General features: G+C 64.2%; 19 protein-coding genes. 3 read left to right on the forward strand and 16 right to left on the reverse strand.

Going from position 1 to position 17,975, the window contains the following annotated elements; genetic code table 11:
- Nucleotides 1-19 precede the first annotated feature (19 nt).
- The 6 genes from ACH4OW_RS23895 to ACH4OW_RS23920 all read right to left on the reverse strand — a co-directional run bounded on the left by ACH4OW_RS23895 (nucleotide 20) and on the right by ACH4OW_RS23920 (nucleotide 6,751).
- Nucleotides 20-2,263 carry a hypothetical protein gene (locus ACH4OW_RS23895; RefSeq protein ID WP_398029958.1) on the reverse strand — a complete coding sequence of 748 codons (2,244 nt, stop codon included), beginning with the start codon at nucleotides 2,261-2,263 and terminating at the stop codon, nucleotides 20-22.
- Nucleotides 2,260-2,637 (reverse strand): hypothetical protein, encoded by a 378-nt coding sequence (locus tag ACH4OW_RS23900; protein ID WP_398029959.1) that lies wholly within the window; start codon nucleotides 2,635-2,637, stop codon nucleotides 2,260-2,262. The genes ACH4OW_RS23895 and ACH4OW_RS23900 overlap by 4 nt, the downstream gene beginning before the upstream one ends.
- Nucleotides 2,638-3,096: 459 nt before the next feature.
- Complete coding sequence (locus ACH4OW_RS23905) at nucleotides 3,097-5,487, reverse strand: phage tail tape measure protein (RefSeq protein ID WP_398029960.1); 2,391 nt, start codon at nucleotides 5,485-5,487, stop codon at nucleotides 3,097-3,099.
- Between the two features lie 2 nt (nucleotides 5,488-5,489).
- The gene (locus tag ACH4OW_RS23910; RefSeq protein ID WP_398029961.1) at nucleotides 5,490-5,726 is read right to left on the reverse strand and encodes a DUF5361 domain-containing protein; all 237 of its coding nucleotides are present in this window, start codon (nucleotides 5,724-5,726) and stop codon (nucleotides 5,490-5,492) included.
- Nucleotides 5,727-5,875: 149 nt separating this feature from the next.
- A complete protein-coding gene (locus ACH4OW_RS23915) occupies nucleotides 5,876-6,187 on the reverse strand; it encodes a hypothetical protein (protein ID WP_398029962.1) in 312 nt (103 codons plus the stop codon).
- 33 nt (nucleotides 6,188-6,220) lie between these two features.
- The gene (locus tag ACH4OW_RS23920; protein ID WP_398029963.1) at nucleotides 6,221-6,751 is read right to left on the reverse strand and encodes a hypothetical protein; all 531 of its coding nucleotides are present in this window, start codon (nucleotides 6,749-6,751) and stop codon (nucleotides 6,221-6,223) included.
- Nucleotides 6,752-6,880: 129 nt separating this feature from the next.
- Here ACH4OW_RS23920 and ACH4OW_RS23925 point away from each other — a divergent pair, with 129 nt between their 5' ends.
- On the forward strand, nucleotides 6,881-7,471 hold the full coding sequence (locus ACH4OW_RS23925; RefSeq protein ID WP_398029964.1) for a hypothetical protein: 591 nt from the start codon (nucleotides 6,881-6,883) through the stop codon (nucleotides 7,469-7,471).
- A 397-nt stretch (nucleotides 7,472-7,868) separates the two neighbouring features.
- On the opposite strand, the gene ACH4OW_RS23930 is transcribed toward ACH4OW_RS23925, so the two are convergent.
- The 9 genes from ACH4OW_RS23930 to ACH4OW_RS23970 form a co-directional block, all read right to left on the reverse strand.
- A complete protein-coding gene (locus tag ACH4OW_RS23930) occupies nucleotides 7,869-8,135 on the reverse strand; it encodes a hypothetical protein (protein ID WP_398029965.1) in 267 nt (88 codons plus the stop codon).
- Nucleotides 8,132-8,476 carry a hypothetical protein gene (locus tag ACH4OW_RS23935; protein WP_398029966.1) on the reverse strand — a complete coding sequence of 115 codons (345 nt, stop codon included), beginning with the start codon at nucleotides 8,474-8,476 and terminating at the stop codon, nucleotides 8,132-8,134. Before ACH4OW_RS23935 ends, ACH4OW_RS23930 begins: the two co-directional genes overlap by 4 nt.
- Complete coding sequence (locus ACH4OW_RS23940) at nucleotides 8,473-9,027, reverse strand: hypothetical protein (RefSeq protein ID WP_398029967.1); 555 nt, start codon at nucleotides 9,025-9,027, stop codon at nucleotides 8,473-8,475. Before ACH4OW_RS23940 ends, ACH4OW_RS23935 begins: the two co-directional genes overlap by 4 nt.
- 192 nt (nucleotides 9,028-9,219) lie before the next feature.
- Nucleotides 9,220-10,179, reverse strand: a complete 960-nt coding sequence (locus ACH4OW_RS23945) for a major capsid protein (protein WP_398029968.1) — start codon at nucleotides 10,177-10,179, stop codon at nucleotides 9,220-9,222.
- 80 nt (nucleotides 10,180-10,259) lie between these two features.
- Nucleotides 10,260-10,817: a hypothetical protein gene (locus ACH4OW_RS23950; protein WP_398029969.1), complete on the reverse strand. Its 558-nt coding sequence runs from the start codon at nucleotides 10,815-10,817 to the stop codon at nucleotides 10,260-10,262.
- Between the two features lie 8 nt (nucleotides 10,818-10,825).
- Nucleotides 10,826-11,740, reverse strand: a complete 915-nt coding sequence (locus tag ACH4OW_RS23955) for a hypothetical protein (RefSeq protein ID WP_398029970.1) — start codon at nucleotides 11,738-11,740, stop codon at nucleotides 10,826-10,828.
- Between the two features lie 66 nt (nucleotides 11,741-11,806).
- Nucleotides 11,807-13,228, reverse strand: coding sequence for a phage portal protein (locus tag ACH4OW_RS23960; RefSeq protein ID WP_398029971.1), 1,422 nt, complete (start codon nucleotides 13,226-13,228; stop codon nucleotides 11,807-11,809).
- A gap of 11 nt (nucleotides 13,229-13,239) precedes the next feature.
- Nucleotides 13,240-14,943: a terminase large subunit gene (locus ACH4OW_RS23965; protein WP_398029972.1), complete on the reverse strand. Its 1,704-nt coding sequence runs from the start codon at nucleotides 14,941-14,943 to the stop codon at nucleotides 13,240-13,242.
- Complete coding sequence (locus ACH4OW_RS23970; protein WP_398029973.1) at nucleotides 14,918-15,400, reverse strand: P27 family phage terminase small subunit; 483 nt, start codon at nucleotides 15,398-15,400, stop codon at nucleotides 14,918-14,920. The genes ACH4OW_RS23965 and ACH4OW_RS23970 overlap by 26 nt, the downstream gene beginning before the upstream one ends.
- Before the next feature lie 599 nt (nucleotides 15,401-15,999).
- Between ACH4OW_RS23970 and ACH4OW_RS23975 the strand changes: the two genes are divergently transcribed.
- Entirely contained in the window at nucleotides 16,000-16,527 is a 528-nt protein-coding gene (locus ACH4OW_RS23975) for a hypothetical protein (protein ID WP_398029974.1), read from the forward strand.
- Between the two features lie 550 nt (nucleotides 16,528-17,077).
- On the opposite strand, the gene ACH4OW_RS23980 is transcribed toward ACH4OW_RS23975, so the two are convergent.
- Nucleotides 17,078-17,704, reverse strand: coding sequence for an HNH endonuclease (locus ACH4OW_RS23980; protein WP_398029975.1), 627 nt, complete (start codon nucleotides 17,702-17,704; stop codon nucleotides 17,078-17,080).
- On the opposite strand from ACH4OW_RS23980, the gene ACH4OW_RS23985 reads away from it, so the two are divergent.
- On the forward strand, nucleotides 17,649-17,963 hold the full coding sequence (locus ACH4OW_RS23985) for a hypothetical protein (RefSeq protein WP_398030085.1): 315 nt from the start codon (nucleotides 17,649-17,651) through the stop codon (nucleotides 17,961-17,963). The two genes, ACH4OW_RS23980 and ACH4OW_RS23985, sit on opposite strands and share 56 nt — an antisense overlap.
- The last annotated feature ends 12 nt before the right edge of the window (nucleotides 17,964-17,975 follow it).

Consider the following 17,975-nt stretch of genomic DNA (forward strand, 5'->3'; position numbering starts at 1 on the left):
TCGTCCCCCTCGGTCAGTGTCACGGCGGCGGGGGTGCATTCGGGCGCGTCGGCGGATCGGGGGTCAGCCCCGCGTCGCTCGGGATCCCGTTGGGCTGTGTGCCGCGCAGCGTCAGTGTCTGTGTGACCTTTCCGCCGCTCGCCGACACCCTGTTTCCGATCACCCACGCAAGTGTGTCCAGTTTCGCGCCGGTCGTGTCCACCACCCGTACCAGGTCACCGAGTTCGATTCGCGGGTCCGGCAAGATTTCCACGGATTGCAGCAATGGGATAGGCCACGCACCCGCGTTCCGCAATGCTTCGGCGAGCAATTGCCCCGAGGCGTTGTCTTGCACCCAGCCACGTACGTCGTGCTCGTACGTCTGAACACCGTGATACTTCTGACTGTCCGTGTTCCATGCGTTCCATTGCGCTGGGACCGGCCGGGCGTATTCCGCTGGCTCCATGCACAGCAGTACAGCGCCGTGGTAATACACGGTGGAGTCTGAGTAGTTGGTGGCGGTCAGTGTCACGACGCCACCGCTGCGGGACACGCCGACCTCTACCACCCCCGCCGCCGGTGCCGACGAGCCAGCCGAGCCGACGCGGAGAGAGATGCGGTTCCACTGCTTTGCGTCGTCAAGGTCCGCGGTGCGCGGGGCTCGCGGATCCAGCATGGTTTCCGACACGGTGAAAGTCCGCTGCAACGTGGCCTTGGGCGCAATCGTGATGGGTGCCGGCTCGTCCCGCAGGTCGATCGGAACGGCTTTTACGGGCGCCCAGTCCTCCCATTTGACCGTGCAGTAATTACGGCACGCGTCGATTTCCTCGGTAACGGTCAGCTTGGCTATGTCGCGTGCTGTCGTAACTGTGATATCCGGGGCGCTCGCGGGCGTCGCCCATCTCGTGTAATTGCGCCACCGAAAATAGCCGTCGCTGTCGAATTCGGCCGTAGACAGGGTGGCTCGGGCTATTTCCGTGATGACACCCCATGCGGACCCGCTGACAGCCGGGATCGTGCGCAGTGGAAATTGCGGCATATCGAGCGACGCCGTGCGCTTCCAGGTCCCTTCCTGTGTCACCTCCGCAAGACTCGTCGGCCGCCTGCCTGGCTGACTTACTTGAAAAGCCTCGGCTAACAGGTTCTGGGCACTCAGAGACACGTTGACCATGGCGCCAGGCAGCACACGCGCCCGATTGAAAATGCCCGGAGTGAATACTTCGGGAACCATGCTCCGTGTCGTAACGATCGGAGTGAACGTTGCCGCGCCGTAATCGGATATCTCCAGCCACAGACCAATATGGAACTTTCCGGGAACCCGCAGCGCCGACCACGTCCACCCCACTGACGCGTTCTTCGTCGGGTCGGGATCCATGCCGTTATGGGCCGTGATGGCCCCCTTGAGGAAGTTGACTCGCAGTGTCAGGTAGTTTTTCGGAGCGGACGGGCTCACCTCCCAGACAGTTTGAAACTCCAGGAGGCTATCCCATTCGTTGAACGATTCAGAGGTATTGACCCAACACTCGAAATACAATCCTCTAACACTGTTCGTGACGGGCAGCCTTTTCGGCACGTAGGTACCCGTGGCGGGGGTGGGGTAATTGGCCCATAGCGCAGTATCGAAAGGCGCCGCACGTTTGCCCCAGAGAGACCATTTTCCGGTCATCCTCTCCAGGTAGCCGATTCCCGCAGCAGCACCGCCATGCAACGGCACGTACAGGATGCTGGTCGGCCGTGGGGGCGGCGCCGTATGGATGCCGGCTGTGCGTAGAAGATGGTCCACCACCCATTCCGGGGACGCTGCCCAGGGCGTCCACGACTCAGCGGGCGACGTGAACGACCCGTCCGGTCGGGGTAGTTCGGCCGGCTGCCGCAGACGTTCGGCCCCGTCCAGAGCAGTGATACGCACTAGGTCCGTTCCGGACTCCGCGGAGCGGGACCGGACCGAGCCGCGGAATGCATCCGCAGCCCGACCGGTCACCCCCCATTCGTGCGTCACGGACTGACCAGGGCGCGCGACATCCGCCGTCTCTCTTGGCGCCCACGGGCCGTACAGCGCGGGCGCAGACTGGCCCCCGGCTCCGGTCACCGACACGTCAAGTTGTGCGCTGGAGACGCCGGAGAATGCACGCATGGTGTCAGGCAGGTCGGATCCGTACGACCGGTCCAGCGACCAGGACTCAACCTGCGGGCTCATGTCCCGACCGCCAAGACGCGTCACGTGATGCGCTGATCTCTCACCGGCAGCCAAAGCATCGTCAAGTGGCCCGTTGCCAGTCTTCATGCGGTCACCTCCACCAGGTCCAGCCCGATATCCCGGTACGCGCCATCCCCGGTCATGGCAGCGTGCGAATACCCCGTGACGCTGTACGCGGGGCTGCCCTCGCCTACCGGCCGCTCGCCGGCCAGCAGAGCGGCAGACACGTCCCCGAGGGCGAGCACCGAGGAGCCGAGAGGCCACACGCCTTTCGCGGTGAACCCGACTGCGGGCGCGGCGAATGCCGCACGTGCGGGTGCCTTGGCGACCAGGGGGACCGCGGTAGTCGCCGAGCTGGAGACGGTCAGCGCCTTACCGGCCGCGTCGTACCAGCCGATGACGAGCTGCCCGAGGGCCGCGCCGCTGGCGACCAGGCCCGGAGCCCACCACGTCAGCGTCATACCAGGGGCGACCGGACACCCCGTCCAGTACGGGTGGCGCCACGCAAGCGCCGCCATGCCCCCACTCGGCACTGTCTCGACAGAGACCGAGTTCTCTACGTGAGCGCCGAACTGTCCGCCATACATCGCAAGTTCGGTGGGCTTCCACGCCCATTTGGCGGGGTCTCCGCGTCCCGCGGCCTGGTGCCCGCCGAGCACATTCCGCGTCAGCGGATCCAGCACCGCCACGGGCCCCGGGGCATCGATACGCCGCGCGAGGCGGTCAAGGTGTTCCACGTCGCCCCGCTGCATGGCCGACCATTTGAGTTTTAGCCGGCGGGGCTGCACCGGGGGCGCCCACGTGGTGACACCCCCAGCAAGCGACCGGAACTCGGTTACGCCGAGATCAGGCGACCGGTCGAACGAAGTAGCCCCGTCAACGATTTCCCGGAGATTCCCGGGCCGCCCTACCCACATACCTCACCTCCTAGCTAGCTGACGCTGTCCGTAGGCAGTGGCGCGGGCTATCTCTTGTTCGCCGACCCGCAAGACGATGTCCTGCCGCCGATCCTCGACTATCTGCCGCATGAGCGCAGCAATCTCCGGGTCCATCTGGTGCTGCGGGTTGGCGGCGACCACGGGCCCCGGAGCACGTGAGATTCCGATATCGGGCACAGTCACCATGGACCGTAGGCGCGCGTCTAGCGTGTGCTGCTCGGCGTCAATACCCTCGACAATTCCGGGCGGGATCCAACGACCTATCTCGTCTCGCATGAGACGCGAGGGCGAATGGATACCCAGCGCACTTGCAATCGGCCCAGGAATGATGCTCTTAGCCCAACCGACCAGCTTATTAGCCAGCCAACGGCCCATGCTCTGGAGCCCTTCCCAGATGCCACGCGCAAGATCCTTGCCTTTGTCTACGAGCAGTCGCCCGAAATCACCTAGCGCATTCTTGATCCGGCCCGGAAGCCCGCCTGCCCAATCTAGAAACTCGCGGAATTCCTCAATCGCCCCACGCGCAAAATCGGCGACAGACCGGCCCGCATCACGCAAACTGGTCGCAATGTCACCAAGCCACCCGATGAAATTCCCAAGCCAATCGATCGCAGTACCTAGCGCCGAGAACAGCCCCGTGAAAATGGGGCCAGCCAATTTGACGAGAATCGGTACGACAAACCCGACGATGTCGGCGACCAGGCGCGCGAACCACGACACGACGGATGACACAACGTCGATAACGGGGCGCGCTTTCTCAACCAGTGCGCTTAGCTTTTCCCCGATGGATTGCACTGCGGGCACGACACGTGTCGTCACAAAGTCAGCCACAGCCGCGAAGATCGGTTGCAGATTCTCGGTAATCCCCGACCAGATTTTCACCAGCGCGGGCCAAATGAAGTCGAGCAAAATGCGCGCAAGCCCCGTGAAGATCGGAGCCACAGCGCTCGACACGGTGGACCACAGCGACATGAAAGCGGGCGCGAGTTGCGTGGATACAACGCCCCAAAGCCCTTGCAGAGCGGGAAACAGCGTCGTCTGGCAGAGCGACACGAGCCCCGAAAAGCTCGGCCCAAGAGTGTCTCGCACAGTGCTGCCGATCGATACGAGCGACTGCCCGAAAGACGCGATAGCAGACCCGCCGGCTCCGCTGGAGAACGTCGAAAAGAAGCCCGTTACGAGGTTCTTACCGGCGCTAATCGCGGGGCCGAACGTGGTGGACAGAAAGCCGCCCATCCGCGTCAGCGCTGGAATCACGTAGTTGCCGACGGCATTCGACAGCCCGACTTCCAGCCCTCGTTTGAACTGCTCGATACGGGCACCCGCATTGTCGTGCAGCGCCGAGCCCATTTGTTCGGCGGCCCCCGCGGTATCTCCGAGAGCCTTAACGGCGGTCTCCGGATTCAAAGCCCAAAGGGCTTGACCCAAATCCTCCGCCTTGGTTCCGAATAGCCCGACAGCAGCCTGTGATCTTTCCGCGGGGTCCTGGACCGCCTTTAGTGCGTCGATAACCTGTTGGAGTCCCGCACGTGCGCCGGGGCCGCCCTTGGCTATTTGCGCTGTCATCTTCTCGGCATTGAGGCCGATAGCCTCGTATGCCTCCGTGCTCGCTTTACTGCCATCCGTCGCGCGAATCTGGAACTCTTTCAACGCGTCGGCGACGGTATCCGTGTCCCGCGCGCCCGCCTGCATTCCCTGGAACATCAGCCCCATGGCATCCGCGGCGGACAGCCCAAGGTCCCGGAATTTCGTGGAATACTCGTTCATGGTGTCCGCCATGTCGTCGGCACGCGGACCCATCTTTTGCATTCCGGCAGTCAGAATATCGAGCGCTTCTGTCCCATCCTTAGCCAGCCCATTCTTGAGCATCTGCCCAACGGCATTACTGGTCTGACCTAGGTCCAGCTCGAAGGTCTTACTTAGATCAGTGATCCTTCCGGCTATAGATTCGATCTGAGCGTTTGTCGCATCCGGTGGCAGGATGCCCGACCGCATGACACCGGAAATTGCATCTGCGGCTTCCTCTACGCTCTCCGTGACACCGCCTGCATAGAGCTGCCCTGCGGCGGTGCCGTAACGTTTCGCCTCTTCCGGAGTCGCGCCTAGTTGCGCTTGGATCTTGCCGTTAATGGCGGTCTGGTCCAGCGCGTCAGAAAACCCCTTGACGAGTAGAGCTGCCGCGGCGAGCCCGACCCCGACTAGAGTCCCCTTGAGGACCCCGCCCATTTTCGAACTGAATCCCTCGCCGGCCGCCTGCCCGCCGCTCTGTCCCGCCTGCTGTGACGGGCCGGTGATTTCCCGCTGTAGCTGACTGGCAAAACCTTGGACTTCGGGAACGATGGACACATAGCCCATGCCGACTTCCACGGCCACGCCTAATCACCTCCCCCCGTCGGCGCGAACTGGACGAGGTAACGCGCCACTTCGGCCGGCGCACGCCTCGTTCCTCCTACCCGACCACCACGGACACCAGGGCGAGGAATGGGTTTTGGTCTCGCGCGTGGGCTCTTTGAACCCGCGTTGCCCCGCTGCCAATTCGCCTCAGCTAGCCGGTCATGGATGCCCGCGAGCAGCTGCGCGTCCAGCGTCCACGCGGAATCCGGCCCAGCCATCGAGCGTCCTAGCGCGGACTCCGGCGGCAGGTTCACCACTAGAGCCCGCAAGCGGCGCCATGTCAGCCCTGACTCGGGCCGGAACAGGTCCCGAAGGTCGGTCCCGTAGTAGCGCTGTAGGTCCGCCTCTATCGCCTCTCCGTGCTCGCCTAGGAGCCGGCAGAGGCTCGCGATTCCCCCAGCGTCGCCCCCTCGTGTCGCTGCCACTGGCGGAACAGTTCACCCAACGCGGCGAGCGGGACGGGTATCTCGTCAAAGCGCTGCCACTGGTCGCCGAGCCCCGCACGGAGCAGGTTTTCAATATCCGTGGCTGACGGACTGTCGATATTCACAGTCTTGAGCACGGACTTATCCAGCTCGCCCGCAGCGGGCATTGTGAAGATGCCCCCGGCGAGAGTAAATCGGAAAGGTTCCTTGCGGGCTTCCTTGACCCAAACATCAAGATCAAAAGCGTTGCTCATGGTGCACCCTTACGGCGTAGGCGGGACGTTTCTTCAAACCTGCTTTTCGGGCTGTCCGGCAGGCGCGGCCCCCCATGCGGGGTCATTGCTGTACTTGTAGGCAACCGTGCCGTCCGGCCCCGGATACGCCGTAATGGTCAGCTCGTAGGCAATCGCCTCGTCACCCTTGTAGGTGATATCGCCGGTCTCGGTGACCTCACCGTCCGGCACCCAAATGCGGACGTGCGATTCCCCGTCAATCACGTCGAAACCGAACCACCTGCGGTCACTTCCCGGAGCCTTGACGGCAAGGACAGACGCGCCATTCTGCGTAACCACCTTCGAGCCCTTGTGGTACAGCTCTAGAACGGCCTTGCTGGTTTCGATGGCCGTAAACTTAAACGCCATCTCGCTAGAAGAGATGACCTTTCGAACGGTCTGGCCGCCCTGCCAGCCCTTGATTTCTGTGGTGTCCGCACTATTGGACTCGGTAATGCCGTCCTCGGAGATCCAGCCGATATCGGTAGCGGGCGGCGGCCACGGACTTACGGCATCCTTCGGGCCGTCCGTGCCCTTCGGTGCCACATAGGCAGCACCGCTTAGAGCCACGCGTACCGCATTTGCGTTTAGAGGCATAGGTGTCCCTTCGCTGGAATGGGTGTATGGGGCCACGGCTCTTGACCGTGGCGGGGAAGCGCGGAAGGATCACGCGCTATGGATGCAGGATTAGCGGCCGTGCTCGGAGCACTCGCAGGATCTGTGGCGACTATTGGGGCCGCGTTAGCAACAGGATGGTCACAGCGTGAGGCGGCACGTATCGCAGCACGTGCCGAACACCGGAGACAGCAACGCGACAAGCGTCATGACGTCTACCGCGAATTCATTACCGCGGCTGCCAAGTTCACGAGAGGGGAACCGACCTGCGGTCTCTGGTTTTACGACAATGCCGTAATAGTCTCTGATGGCCTGCTCATGGGTTCTGAATCTCGCGCCGAGTTCGAGGAATCTCTATCGCAACTCCGAGCACAATCCGTAGAGATTGCTCTAGTCGGGCCAAAAAAGACGCATGTGGCGGCCCGTGAGATGGTCCGCCTAGCTGCCACTATCGCTGAAAAAGTGGATGTTCTGAGGATGGATATCGAAGGCGTCGCTCGGTGGGCGATTCCTGAGCAGCAGGAGCGAGTCCCCAAGCGCTACAGTGCCTTGACGGACACTGTGATCAAATTCCATGAGGCCCGCAACGACTTTTTGCTGGTGGCTCAAACTGTGCTCGATGACGACGGCAGCGACACGGAAACCCTCTAGCTACAGGGCTACGCCTCGCATGTGGATTTCCACCGCGAGCGCATAGCGAGGCTGGCTCGATTCGGAGTCAGGTAGCCACTGCGGGCCGCCTACCTCGGTCACCCGGTAGACCGTCACCCCGCCGCGCACACCGGGCATTACGCCGAGCAGTGCCCGCGTGAGCGCCACCAGGTCATACGCTGCGGATTCGGTTTCGGCCCAGCAGTGGACATCGAGGCGGGGGCGGTCCGATACCGGGGTCTGCTGGAGTCCTCCAACGCGCTGCACCCGAACGAACCTTGCTGGGCGCGGGGTTGGGACGCGGGACACCGCGGGGACCGGTTCGCCGGCCCCCGCAAGCGCCTCCCAGAGGTACCCCGTCACGACTGCCACAGCGTCCGGCATGACGATCACGGGTCTACTCACCGTGGGCACCGTCCAGCCCCCGCAGCAAATCGCGACGTGCGCCCGCGTGCCCGCCCGATTTCGGGAAGTTGTAGTTGCCCATTACGGCGGCCCGCCACCGCATACGGCCCAGCGCCGAGTCCGTACGGAAATCCCCCTCGGTCCCCGCGGCAGCCGCAGCGATACGACCCGCGATGCGCTTCACTTCCTCGCCGACTTGCGGAGTCTTCATCAGGCTGTTGATGCCTGCCTTGTTCGGTCTGAACCGTCGAACCGTCACCCACTCACCTCCTTGAGACGTGCTTCGGTGTGGTGGATCTGACCCCCGACGGACCAGCGGGCAACGTCGCCATCCACGTCCAGGACCCGGCCCGCGTGCTCGATGCGGTCCCCGGCGGACAGCTCGATATCGACTCCGCGTCGCGTGATCAGGCGCCATCCGGAGATAACAACGGGCCGGTCGCCGGCGCCCTCGGTGCTGGTGTCGGGCTGAACGCTCACGCGGCGGACCGTGGTCCTGGTCGCGCGGGTCCAATCCCTCTCGGCCGTGGTGTTGCCGTACCGGTCGGTGACGTACGGAGCCCGCAGGATCACGACCGTCTGTCCGTAGAGCAGCGTCACCGGGGCCGCCCCTTGCCGAGCTGCACCACGGCAGCGCGAGGGCGGTACCGAGCCAGCTGGTCACGCTCGATCGGGGCGAGAGACGCACCGATCGTCTCGGCCGCGTAGGTCACCGACACGGAACCGACGCTTTCTTGTCTGATGTCCGCGGGGTTGTTCAGCACTCGGCTGGCGAGTGTCAGCACGATGGCGCGGACATCCGCCGGAACGGCGTCGTAGCCATGCGTGTACGTCACGACCACGGGCCCGGTCACAGCGGCCGGTAGCGTTAACTCGTCCCGCCATAGTTGGTACTCGTCCGGGCGGAGCACGCGCCCGCCCGCACGCACCAACTCAGCTGCCATTACCGGTCGTTGGGGCAGTGTCACCACGCGATCCCGCGGGCGGAGCGCCACGGTCGTTGTCCCCCTGGTGAAACGCTGCCGAGCCTCCGCCCGCACGATGGCGGACGCGGTATCGAGCACCAGCGGAGCCGACACGGGCAGCCCGGCCGGCTCGCGCTGCATCCACGCGGCTAGCTCTTCCACGGTGGCGAGGGCAGGCAATGCCATGGTGTCCCGCCCCCTTTACTTCACTGTCTGTGCGCCGCACGCCAGACACCGCGTCACCGTGCGCGCGGCCCCGTCCGAATCGAGAATTGGGAAACTCTCGATTCGGTCCGGGGCCGTGCACGCATCGGTATGCGGAATCTTCGGGGCGGACGACGCTGCGCGCTTACGCGGCGGCATTCCAATCCCCTCCGGTTACTTGGCGAGGACGCCGTTAAGGCGAGCGGCTGCCTTGCCGCCGAAGACCGCCACCCCGCAATAAAATTCGATGCGAGTCCTGTAGGCGGGCTTTTCCTGGAGCTGCCCGAGATCATCGACCATCACGCCACCATTGGTGAGACCAGTTACGGCCTGGTCATCCTCAGACTGGCCGAAACGCACTGCGTAAATGCTGGACGCATCCTTAGCCGTGCCGGCAGTCTCCGTCTGCGGAAGGATGTCCGCGCCCGTGGCGTTCTGGCCCGGATCCAGCAACGGAATACCCTGGTACGTAGAAATCAGCTTGCCGGTAAGGGCCTCGTTGACCATCTGGTACCCACCGATTCGGCGAGCCGCAGACTGGATCTTAGAGATAACCGCGCGGTTTGCGTAAATGGCGCCGTTAGATGCGTTGAGTCCACGCACCCGGGCAATCAGCGCGTCCAGCAGGTCGAAGAAGTCGTGCGATTCCTCGCCCTTGCCAGTGCCGACGATCGGGACGCCATTCGCCCCCGCGCTGATCACCTGAGCGCCAGTGAGTCGCTTACGAAGACCGTCGAAACCCTTCGGCTCCGTTTCTACGTCACCATTAAAAAAGGTGTCCTGAAACTTGTAAGCAGCGGCCTTAACCTTCATGCGGGTCTGAATAGCGCGCTGATCATTAAGGTTACCCCGGGTCTTAACGACAAAGTTATCAACGTCCGCGTCGCCACCGAGGATCACAAGCCCCTCGGACTTCTGGTTTACCGTACCGGTGGACTCGGTGTACGCCTCATTCACGCCACGGAACGCGACACCGGGGAGAGTGGCTTCCTCGTTGTAGGCATACGAATTGCCCTCAATGGGCATCAGCGGAATACGGTCCAGGATAGAAGACTCCTGAACGAAAGTCTCAACAACACCGCGCTGGAGATTGGTCGTGCTCAGCTTGGCAGACTCGGCGAGCGAAAGCGCCATGAATTACCCTCCATTTGTGCATGAAAAAAGGACGGCGCTCGGGTGAGCGCGTCCCTGAATTGGGTGATGAAACGTTTCCGCTAGTCGCCGTACGCCTGCCGCAGACGATCCAGCGGGGTAGCCGGCTCGGGCTCGCCCGCGTCCTCTCGCGGACCCGCGCCCACGTCGCCCCACGCGGGGGCGGCGCTCGTCTCCGCCGCTAGATACGGCTTGTCCTTGACGAGCTGGTCCACGGCAGCCACAACCGCCGCGGTGTCGATGTCGCCTCCCTTGCCGGCGAGGGCGGCAGCATCCACCAGGGCGAGCGCGTCCGCGGGATCACGGAGCCGACCAGCGGCAGCCGCTCGCAGTTCCGCGCGAACGAGCTGTGCCGTGAACTCGTCGCGGATTTCCGCCCGCAGCGCCTCTAGGTCATCGGGCTTCTGTGCAGCGTTCGACCGGCGGAGCCGCGCTACCTCCCGCTCGGCAGCCTCTCGGGCTGTCCGCTCCCGAGTCAGCTCGTCGGCCTGGTCGCCAGTCGTGGCGCCTTGATCCTGGTGCTGGCCGTCGCGGTTCGGCTCGCCCTGGTCCTGGTGCTCGTCCTGCTTCGCGTCCTGGTCATTCGGCTCGTCAGTCGTGCCGGTCGTGGTGTCAGCCACGGTTCCCCCTATGTGATGTAGCCGTGTTTCCGGAGCATCGCTATTTGGTGCTCGCGGTTGTCTCCGGCGAGTTTGAAAATGGTCTCGGGCATGAGCCGCGCTTCTTTGGCACGCTCGTACCGTTGCCCTGTGGTCTTCTGAAATCCCGCGTCCAGCGCCTTACCGCCGATCCCGCGCCGCGTGGTGCCCTCACTCGTAACCACCATCGGACCCCGCCCGGTCGTGGCCGTAGCCATGCCGCGGCGGGCATTGACGAGCTGCGACAAGTCGGCTCCGCGGTCAAAAGCCTTGACCCCCGCGGTACCAAGCCGCTGCGCCTGCTCAGCGGGGCTCATTTCCCCGAACAGTTCTTCCGGAGATTTGGTCGCCTTCCACTCCGCATCACCCATCGGTTGCATACCGCAGTCACAGCGCGGATGGCGTTTGAAACCCGTGCTGTGGCTGTACTGCCGACCGGACAGGATGATGCACCGGACGCACGCCGGTAGCCGCACCACACGGACGTACGCCACGCACGAAGGTTCGGCAGCCATAGCGACCGACGTAGCCGCACGCGCGGTGTCAGCGATTTGCGTGCCGACCATCATGGACATTTGATTGAGGCCGCGGAGCGCTGCCAGTTCGGCGCTCTCGCCGGCCGCAAGACTCTGCGCCGTGGTGACTGCGGGCAGTTGTAGAAGCGTCGCGAGCGGGCGAGCATCCGACGCCACACCTACGAATGCCGAAGCATCCACCATTCCGGCGGGCGCAACAGCCGCACCCTGGGCCAGCATTGAGGCCGTGACGAAAGTCTGCGCGCCTTGTGCTGCTGTGAGCTGTCCGGCCATCACCGCATTGAGGATCGCGCGCCCAGCCTCTCCCTGCATGGCCGACAGGATCCGGTCGGCGGGCACGTCGCGCCAAATGCCCTGTACGGCCTCCACAACGCCTCGCGATACGGACTGCACGTGTGTGTACCGATCGGCCGCTAGCTCGTCGCTACGGCCCATCTACGCGGCGTCCGGGCGGTCGTCGGCGGGCTCGTCCTCGGCCGGTTCAGGTTTGGGGCCGAAAAGGCTCGCCATGTCCCCGCCGAGAATCGCCCCCGCGGCATCCGTGCGCATCTGCTTCCAACGCTCGATCTCGTCCGGAGTGACACCCGGAATACGCTCCCAAAGGGCTTCATCCGGAATTCCGATTGACTTCAACTTAACCAGCGCATCGGAGTACTGGGAGTCCGAACGAAACTGGGGGTCTCGCCAGACTACAGACCCGAGCGCGAGCGATTCCGCCCGGCCCGCCTCGCCGTTCGCCAGAGCCTCAAGCCGCATGATCTCGCGGAGCCCCGCGCCGAAATGGCGCTGCATTTCGGTGACTTTGGCGACTAGCCCCAGCTCGGATGCGGCCATACCGTCGGGCGAGACGTTGACCAACTTGCCGTTTAGGTAGGTGGCCGGAGTGCGCGTCTGCGCGGCGATGTGTTCGACCACCTGATTAATCACGTCCAAGAATTGCCGCAAGTCCCCCGCGGAAAACTCGGCGATCGACGCCCCTTGACGCTCCAGCCACAGCAGACGGTCTTTCCGAAACGGGTCTAGCGGTAGGTCCTCTTCGCCAACCACTTCCCCCGTATCGTCCACAATTTCACGCACGGGCCGGTCCATGCCGAGCACCACGCGGGCAGGAAGCGCACGTTCATCGCTCGCGGTCATCAAGTGCGCCCACAAGGTGTTCGCCGCGTTCTGTAGCGGCACCACTGTCCGCAGCTCGGACCGGGGCGAGGAGTTGAGACGCGACCGGTTCGGCAGTTCCACCAGCGGCACAACGCCGAGCGGATTCGGAATGTGACTCGGCTCGCCACGGGACAGCCCCGCAGTGCGCCCGGTCCACTGCCCGCCCCCACGCTTCGGACGCTGCCACCGATAGACCGTGGTCGGAGTGAAAAGGATCGCGAACTCAAAGTCCCAGTCTCGCCATACCTTCAGACCAGCAGCACGAACACGGCGCCGCCCAGGTACATACTCGACCAGCGCGTTAGCCGTGTGCTCAAACGTGATCTCTGAGTTGACCCCATCGGGTTTCCACACGAGCGCGTACGAGCGTCCCGTGATCAACGCCTCTAGTAGGGCTAGCCCAATCTCTACGTCGCACTCGGAGCGCTCCCATGCTCGGCTGGCCGCTGTGTCTAGCGTCCCGTCCTCAAGGCGAAAACCCAATGGCCGGAGCCGTTCAACGGTGGCGTCCGGAACCGTCGCACACCAGTTGTCGGAGAAATCATCGAACAGCCCGCCCGCCTGAGTGCTGAACTCCGGCGAGGCAAACAACAACGGGTGCTCACCGTCGTAATACCGCGACCACTTTTTAGCCGCTGGTCGTCTGCGCTGTAGCTTGCGGTACAGGCGCTCTGTCATCTGTAGCGGAGTCTCCGCCATGCAATCCCCCCTTACGCGCTCGCCGCGCGAGGCCGTTTCAACGGCCGGCGGACATACCCATCAAGCGCCATCACCGCAGCGGCTATCCCGTCGATTCGAGCACTCGACTTTCCGCGGTCGGGCTTGACGGGCCTCAAGTTGTCGTTCCCGTCCCGGTATACCTCGACCACGCTTGCATTCCAGCGGAGAACCGGATTACCGCCGTGGTGAATGCGTCCCTCGCGGAGTAGGCGTTCCAGCTCCTTGCACCCGGGTGACATACCCAAATAAGTCTGCGCGACGGGCACCACGTCTACCCCGCGGGTTTTCTGTTCAACGCGCTGTACGAGCTGCCCCGCGAACATCCGGTCATACGAGACCCGTTGCACGTCCAGCCGGCGACAGTCTGCGATGATCTGACGCTCAATGGCGCCATAGTCGATGGCGTCACCCTCGGTCAGCGTCAGCAGACCGTCAGCCACCCACTGACGCAGCGGCACCTGTAGCTGTTGCTCCAGTTCGTCAACTCGTTCTTCCGGCAGCCAGAACCGCGCCACCAGTTCGAGTTCCACGCCCGGTTTCCGCGACTCGACAGCGAGCACCCACGCGGAAAGGTCCGACACCGCAGAAAGGTCCACACCGCCCCACGCGCGCCGGTAACGGAACGACCGGTCATTGACCGCCCCGTTGTTCTCGTCCCACAGTGTGAGCGGCAGCCAACGGCTAGAGGCACGCATACGGCGGTTGAGCGACAGACGGCAGAACGTAGGGAAGTAAGAAGGCGTGCTCTTGGCCTTGTTTGCCTCACGCCGCATGTAAGCGAGGGAGGGCGACACACCCAAGCCCGGATTCGCCTTGCGCCACGTCGCGGGGTCGAAAGGATCGTCCGCTTCCTCAGCGGCCCAGATGACACCGTAATGGCCCGGGTCGGAAACTACGTCGTCCGCACAGCGGCGGGTGTACGTGTGTTTCTCGTCGTAGATGCTGCCCTCGGTGCCCTCATCCGCCGTCGTGATGAATAGGCAAAGAGGCTGATCTCTGGCACCAGTCCCAGTCTCGATCGCGTCAATGAGGTCACGCCGTTTGTGAACGTGAACCTCATCAATAATCGCCGCGGAGACATTGAGCCCGTGGGCAGTCTCCGCAATTTTGGACAGCGCGCGGAAGACACCGCCGGTCCGGGGCACGCGGATCACGCCCCGCAGAACCTCCACACGGCCCCGTACGGCGCGCGACGTGAGGGCCATGCGTTTAGCGTCATCAAAAACCCGCTCGGCCTGCGGGAGCGAGCCAGCAGCCGCGTAGACCTCAGCGCCAATCTCGCGGTCGGCGAGTAGCAACACCAGCCCGACGCCACTGGACAGCGTAGACTTCCCGTTCTTCCGCGGGACTTCCACCCATGCCGACCGGACCACCCGAACCGCACGGCCTAGCTCGGCGTCATACACGAGCCATCCGAATATCGGCGCGATCACCCACACCACTTGCCACGGCGCGAGTCTGAGCCGAGCGTTACCCCACCGGCCCTTCGTGTGCTTGAAACTCTGGATCGCGTCCAACGCACGCCGCGCGGCCGCCACATCGAAATACGCGCCCGTCGCATCCTTGGCCTGCGCTGCCACCACCAGCGGACGCGACCGGCACGCGTCGGCTACCTCGTCCTCGGTGAGCCCAAGTTCGTACAGTGCGTCAAGCGGTACCGGCAGATCGTCAGTCGAATACGTCTCCATCATCATCCCCACCAAAATCAGGCGGGGTGATCCGGGTAGCCGACGCGGGCGACAGCCCGAGTTCTCCGACCAGCGACCGGAAATGCGACCGGTACTGACCAGCGATGGTCACCCAAGGGGATTTCACGTTCCCGCGTTCCGTCTCGACAACCAGACCGGTCCGAGATAGTTCACGCTCCGCCTGCCACAGACGAGCGACCGTCACGCAATACTCGATCGCGGTTTCCCGCTGCGAGTCGGTCAGGCCGGCTGCCACCACCAGAGCGGGAATCGTCCTCGCCCAAACGTCAGCAGCCTTGCCGCGCACGTCCTCGGCCGAGTCGCCCGGCAGGAGTTCCGCCCAATCAGGTTCGACCGGATCGGCAGGGGCGAAGCGCGCACCTTCGGAATTGCGATCAGGGCGGAAGGTCCCTTCCCTGACTGCCTGAATATGAGGCTTGGGCTTTTGCCCAGGGGTAGCCACGGAAAGTCACCTCCACAGAAACGGCCTAATCAGCCATGAGAGTTTTTTGCCTCCCTGCCGATCAGCGTGGGGAGGGGAGGGGAGTACCCCCCTGGTAAAGAGATCAAAAACGCTGCGAATTCGAGCGCTTTTCGGCAGCCCAACCACCAGGTTGCCTCTGTGCCGTCTCGCGGTTGTGACACTGCGTGCACAGCGGACGCAGACGCGACCACGCGTCAGGCTCGGCGACACCTTGAGCTACCAACTCCCGTCTCGACAACGGGAAATGGTCAGCAACCGTCGCGACGCGCGAGCACAGCACGCACCACGGATGGTGGTACAGGTAGCGGCGCCGGACCCGCTGCCACCAAGTCCCGTAGCCACGCTCCGCAGACGAGCCACGCAAACGATTCGCCTCACGCTCGTGAGCCTCACAGCGGCCACCACGGGTCAGCTCGGGGCACCCGGGGATCGGGCAGGGGGTACGGGGCTTTCGGGGCAGGGGGGATCACCTCCAGGGGTGGGGGTATGACGCGCACGACACGTCTTCTGGTCCTACGGCGCAGACGAGAGCGCGCGAGTCGGCAAGCCTGGGACCAAGCCGCAGGAGAGGGGCAGGAATGACAGCAGCGGACTACACGCCGTCAGATGTGACAGCGCTGGTGAAGCAATGGGTTAAGCAAGCCCGAGCGGACGCCAAGGCGGCCGGCGACCGCCCCATGTACTACTCGGGGCTGTCGGATACCAAGCGGAGCAAGCTGTACCGAGAATCGGAGTACTGGCACGCACTCGCGTCCGGCGGGCTCCTGGAACTGTGCGTCCAGCCCCGTCCCACGGCGGCGAACCTCGCGGCTATGCGCACGCACCTAGCGGAGAGCTGCGAGCGGCTGCACGCGATGATGAACACTCGCGGAGACATGCTTCCCGAGGGGACTCGCGATCAAGTCGCAGTGATTGAACAGCGCATCGGTATGAGCCTGGACGTGGTCGAGCGAGCCGGCGAGGGATGGGGCCGTGAAGCTGACGCGGCCTGGTTGGAACTCATGCGGTGGGCTACATGCATAAGCCCTGCCCGCTACGACCGTTTCCGGGGACCTCGCGGGGAGTGGGAGCCGGACGGGTGGCGCGCGTTCAGCAACCTCATCTAGCAGCAAGGAGACCGAGCCCATGAGCCCAAAACCCAACCCACACCCGCGGAACCTAACCCGCATCACCCACACGCCACGGCACACCGTCCGTCTGTATGGGCAGTCCGAGGACGGGGAGCCGTCCAACTTGGAGCTGACCGCAACCGACGTGGCAGACCTGATCACGTCACTAGAGCAGGTACGAGCCCGATGGCGCGGCACTGGCTCCGGGCCCGAATGGTGGGAGCGATGACCGCCCGCGGAGGTCCGTTCGTGCGATCAGCGGTGACCTACCGCGCCGACCATCGTTCGTAGGGCATGATCACCCGTAGGACTGTCACGGTGCTCGCCGTCACCGCAGCAGCGATCGGAACTGGGCTCGCCACTGCCACACCCGCGTCCGCTGGAGGGATCGGTGTCCTCTTGTCACCAGCATTCAGCACGCTGTGCGCTAACAAGACAGGCGCTCACGCGACCGGTGCCACCACGGCCGGAAGCGGTGCCGCCAGCAACAATCTTGGGAAGCTGCCGATCCTGGGAGCGATGAACCAGTGCGGCGGGGCTGACGACGCTATTCGGCGCAACCACCATCACAGCCGCCGTCACCGTCCGGTCCTCGACCTGGATACGGGTCTGGGTTCGCCCTGACGACCCCTACCCCAGGTCGCCCGGATGCCGACGCTCCGGCCTCCGCCGAGATGGGCGCCGCCGACGTGCCGCCCCGATCAAACTCCGTCTCCGTCTTGAGCTGGTGACAGCCGACGCACAAGACCTGAACGTTCCCGTCCGTGTCGGTCCCTCCCATCGCGAGGGGCCGCACGTGATCGATCTCCACCACGTCCGCGGGGAAGTCGTTCAGGCACCAGTCGCACCAGCCCGACCCGCGCTCATCCACCCGCCGGCGGAGCCTCGCAGCAGCGTCGTACCGGGCCGCTCGGCGCCTACCACGTGATCGGCGAGCACGGACACCCGTACGCCCCTCATACGCCCCGTGGTGAGTCCCGCAACGTCCCCGGTGGGTCGCTGGCTCCGGGCAGTCGATACAGCGCATGTGCGCCCCCTTGATGTGAGTTCTGGTCACTGCCCCGTGCGGGGCGGCAAGTGCGATGCGGGTGCTGCCCGCGGTCAGTAGCGTTGACGCCATGACCAGAGATGAACGGCCCACCGTCAGCGGGGGCATGGACCCGCTTGACGACATCGTGTTGACCGTGCGCGGCGACAAGAACAGCAACACTCCCGACTACGAGCTACCGCCCACGGTCCCCTTGGACATGGCAGCCCGAATCCTCGACATGGACCCCGCAGACGCGTTGGTCCAAGCCCGCGAGGGGCTGTTTCCGGAACGGATCATCGACGTTGGCGACGACCCCGGAAGGAAGTTCAGCGTTCCCGTTGCGCCGCTGATTCGGCGCGTCGGGCTAGATCGTGTGCGCGAGGTATTGCGCGTCCAGGGCTAGCCCCAGACGAGT

Origin of the sequence: Streptomyces sp. NPDC017056, from assembly GCF_044332485.1 — a bacterium.
Lineage (GTDB): Bacteria > Actinomycetota > Actinomycetes > Streptomycetales > Streptomycetaceae > Streptomyces.

Bases quoted from the DNA above. Each gene is read 5' to 3' on its own strand.
- ACH4OW_RS23925 (WP_398029964.1), top strand. From the start codon at position 6,881: ATGGATGCAGGATTAGCGGCCGTGCTCGGAGCACTCGCAGGATCTGTG.
- ACH4OW_RS23945 (WP_398029968.1), bottom strand. From the start codon at position 10,179: ATGGCGCTTTCGCTCGCCGAGTCTGCCAAGCTGAGCACGACCAATCTC.
- ACH4OW_RS23965 (WP_398029972.1), bottom strand. From the start codon at position 14,943: ATGATGATGGAGACGTATTCGACTGACGATCTGCCGGTACCGCTTGAC.
- ACH4OW_RS23975 (WP_398029974.1), top strand. From the start codon at position 16,000: ATGACAGCAGCGGACTACACGCCGTCAGATGTGACAGCGCTGGTGAAG.
- ACH4OW_RS23940 (WP_398029967.1), bottom strand. From the start codon at position 9,027: ATGGCATTGCCTGCCCTCGCCACCGTGGAAGAGCTAGCCGCGTGGATG.
- ACH4OW_RS23900 (WP_398029959.1), bottom strand. From the start codon at position 2,637: ATGACGCTGACGTGGTGGGCTCCGGGCCTGGTCGCCAGCGGCGCGGCC.
- ACH4OW_RS23985 (WP_398030085.1), top strand. From the start codon at position 17,649: ATGACCAGAGATGAACGGCCCACCGTCAGCGGGGGCATGGACCCGCTT.
- ACH4OW_RS23910 (WP_398029961.1), bottom strand. From the start codon at position 5,726: ATGGCTGGGCCGGATTCCGCGTGGACGCTGGACGCGCAGCTGCTCGCG.
- ACH4OW_RS23915 (WP_398029962.1), bottom strand. From the start codon at position 6,187: ATGAGCAACGCTTTTGATCTTGATGTTTGGGTCAAGGAAGCCCGCAAG.
- ACH4OW_RS23960 (WP_398029971.1), bottom strand. From the start codon at position 13,228: ATGGCGGAGACTCCGCTACAGATGACAGAGCGCCTGTACCGCAAGCTA.
- ACH4OW_RS23895 (WP_398029958.1), bottom strand. From the start codon at position 2,263: ATGAAGACTGGCAACGGGCCACTTGACGATGCTTTGGCTGCCGGTGAG.
- ACH4OW_RS23980 (WP_398029975.1), bottom strand. From the start codon at position 17,704: ATGTCGTCAAGCGGGTCCATGCCCCCGCTGACGGTGGGCCGTTCATCT.